The sequence below is a fragment of the Klebsiella sp. MS 92-3 genome (genome assembly GCF_000195655.1).
In the GTDB taxonomy this organism is placed as follows: domain Bacteria; phylum Pseudomonadota; class Gammaproteobacteria; order Enterobacterales; family Enterobacteriaceae; genus Klebsiella; species Klebsiella pneumoniae.
Genome location: NZ_GL882700.1, coordinates 1 through 2,955, shown reverse-complemented (window position 1 = coordinate 2,955; position 2,955 = coordinate 1). Strand labels below are relative to the sequence as shown.

The following is a 2,955-nucleotide window of genomic DNA, read 5'->3' as shown; positions in this document are numbered from 1 at the left end:
TACTGTCCGGTGTTTCAGGGGGCTACATCAACCGCGATATAAAAGCATAAATGCCCGAGAGAGCATTTATGCTTTTTCGGCGATGAACGGAATTGCGATATGTTGTAGTCAGGTGCTCCCTGGTGGTAGCTAATCACCAGATACAAGGGAAGGGGGAGGTGAGGCAGAGCCTGTCAACATGGAAGCCGGCTGCGTTGGGCTTCAGTACACCATTCAACTTCAGCTGGCGGTTCTGTTTATGGTCGCGATGGCACTCGCCATTTGAGTGCGGAAAACGAAGCTGGCATCTTTTTGATAATCACGTCTGTGGCTGATCAAGCCCGGTTGATACACACTGCAGGCGGCGCGCTATCAAATGAGCATTTCATCTGGCATCCCGTGACGCGTTCGGTCAGAAAATGCAACAGCAGTAAGATATGCCGGACAGTACAAGCAGCAGGTGTGGCTGAATGAATTTCCCTGGCTTTTACTGTAGGAGAACAGGCTGTAGTGGGCGAAGTGATTGTTAAAAGCCATGCTTGATTTATCACCTCGAACATTTTGCCTTATAGCGCAGCATTCACGTGCATGAAAGGAATGACGGTCATAGTGTTGATGTGGGAAGAGGCAGCTATCAAAGATGACGTTATTGAGTACGACATTGCATTTAACATAATATACATTATGCGCACTAATGTTGTAATGGCTCAATAGTAATGTCCGCCTGTGGCTCAATTCAGATGTCCGCGCTATGGTAAGCTTCACTGGTCCGTTTAAACTACCGGGAGGCATATCATGAGCGCAGAAAGCTCAGGAGTGTTTACTTTGAAAGAGATCAACCGGATCAAGATTATACAGGACGTCATTGAACGTCGCATCACAACGCGCCGTGCGGCCGAGCACCTCGGTATCAGCGACAGGCAATGCCGCAGACTTCTTGCCCGTTACCGTGAAGGCGGACCGCTTGGTATGGCCAGCAGACGATGTGGCATGCGTGGTAACCGCCAGTTGCCACCCGGGCTCGCAGATCAGGCTCTGGAACTGATCAAGACGCGTTATGCTGATTTCGGTCCGACTCTGGCGCGTGAAAAGCTCGAAGAACTCCACGGACTGTTTCTTGGCAAAGAAACTGTCCGGCGCATCATGGTGCGGGCTGGCTTATGGGTTCCCCGTAAACAACGTGCCGCAAGGATCCCTCAACCACGGTACCGGCGTCCGTGTACTGGTGAGCTGATACAAATAGATGGCTGTGATCACGACTGGTTTGAAGGCCGTGGCCCGGCCTGCACCGCGCTGGTCTATGTTGATGATGCAACCAGCAAACTGATGGAACTGTTGTTTGTTAAATCGGAGTCCACGTTTTCTTACTTCGAAGCCACGCGGCGCTATATCGATAAGCATGGTAAACCGCTGGCACTGTACAGCGATAAAGCCGGTGTTTTTCGTGTTAACAATAAACACGCCACAGGCGGAGACGGGCATACTCAGTTTGGGCGAGCCATGCATGAACTGAACATCCAGACTATCTGTGCAGAAACCAGTCCCGCCAAAGGGCGTGTAGAACGAGCTCACCTCACTTTACAGGATCGTCTGGTCAAAGAGCTGCGGTTACAGGGCATTTGTTCAATGGAGGCTGCAAATGACTTCGCTGAGGCCTATATGGCTGACTATAACCGCCGTTTTGGCAAAGTACCGCGACATGATTTTGACGTACACCGTGCTGTAGAACATGATGAGGACCTGGGGCTTATTTTCACTGTTCGTGAAAAACGTAAAGTCTCAAAATCGTTGACGATACAATATGATAAAATGTTGTACCTGATTGAAGACAGCGAACTGAGTCGCCGTGCAATAGGTAAATATATCGATGTGTATCACTATCCTGATGGCAGAAAAGAGCTGCGCCTGAACGGTACGCTACTTCCCTACTCTACCTACGACCGACTGTCAGAAATCGACCAGGGCGCGATTGTCGATAACAAGCGTCTTGGCCGAACCCTGGAGTTTATCAGTCTGGTGCAGAGCAAGCGGGATAACACGCGCTCTCAGTCAATTCCCGCTGGAGATGGCCCTTCCCGACGACGGCCAAAGCAGGAAGGGAAGAAATCCCAGCGCTCACTGGATAATGATGACATGCTCGAAGCACTCAAACAGCTTCAGTCACGTTCAGAGGACATTTTTGGTAAAAGAGCCCGCTGATGGTACTCACTGGCCGGACAGTGGTTGCTCACCAGTTGATATTGTCCGGCCAGACCCATGATGTATTATTCATTTCGTTCAGCATCTTTATGTCCTGCTTTTCACGGGCATACTTACCCCATAATGAATGAAAAGAACGAACAATACTGATTAACTGCTTTTTTCTTTGCTCCGGAGATAGGCTGATAAAATAGCAGCACCTGCTGTCAATATTATCCTCAATGAAATTAAAATCAGAGTCTGATGCATATTTTACTGTTAGCATAATATCATTCGACGTTGTTCTCTCAGACTCTGTTAATGCTGATTCTATCAGGTATTCAAAGGCATACATGACAGACAGCTGGTTTTTGTCTGTCTGAATATAACCCATTGAGTTTCTGAGTATTGAGGACTGTACCAGGACCAGAGGCCATAAAAGCTCAACACCATAAAGCTTATATGTATCATGTTGATCATACTGATGTTGCTCAACACGACGATTACCTTCCCGTGCTTTACGAATATCATAGGCAAGGGATAACATAAATCCGTCTTTAACTTTAATCAGTGGGCTTTCATCCACGATGTAATGAATGAGTTCATGTAATTCATTCAGGGCTTCTGAATCTCCCCACAGTATAAAACCTGCATTGTTCGGCGTTAACTCGTATCGAAGCATGGGCTCAATCATCCTGTTGTTTCAGTCGGAGGAAAGTCTATCAGTAAAGAGAATGAGAGATCAAAGTGGTCATTTTAATTGAGCTGGATAACGGACATTTCAATTGAGCCTTGACA

3 protein-coding genes are annotated in these 2,955 nt (G+C 47.7%); 1 reads left to right on the top strand and 2 read right to left on the bottom strand.

Annotated elements, in window-relative coordinates; all coding sequences use genetic code 11:
* Positions 1-351: 351 nt before the first annotated feature.
* Entirely contained in the window at positions 352-516 is a 165-nt protein-coding gene (locus HMPREF9538_RS31990; RefSeq protein ID WP_004221585.1) for a hypothetical protein, read from the bottom strand.
* Positions 517-774: 258 nt separating this feature from the next.
* Here HMPREF9538_RS31990 and HMPREF9538_RS26665 point away from each other — a divergent pair, with 258 nt between their 5' ends.
* The gene (locus HMPREF9538_RS26665) at positions 775-2,178 is read left to right on the top strand and encodes an ISNCY-like element ISKpn21 family transposase (RefSeq protein ID WP_001567368.1); all 1,404 of its coding nucleotides are present in this window, start codon (positions 775-777) and stop codon (positions 2,176-2,178) included.
* A gap of 28 nt (positions 2,179-2,206) precedes the next feature.
* Here the strand turns inward: HMPREF9538_RS26665 and HMPREF9538_RS26670 are convergent, their stop codons facing one another.
* Entirely contained in the window at positions 2,207-2,839 is a 633-nt protein-coding gene (locus HMPREF9538_RS26670; RefSeq protein ID WP_001567369.1) for a DUF6904 family protein, read from the bottom strand.
* Positions 2,840-2,955 lie beyond the last annotated feature (116 nt).

Coding starts and splice junctions, on each gene's coding strand:
- HMPREF9538_RS31990 (WP_004221585.1), bottom strand. CDS start 516: ATGGCTTTTAACAATCACTTCGCCCACTACAGCCTGTTCTCCTACAGT.
- HMPREF9538_RS26665 (WP_001567368.1), top strand. CDS start 775: ATGAGCGCAGAAAGCTCAGGAGTGTTTACTTTGAAAGAGATCAACCGG.
- HMPREF9538_RS26670 (WP_001567369.1), bottom strand. CDS start 2,839: ATGCTTCGATACGAGTTAACGCCGAACAATGCAGGTTTTATACTGTGG.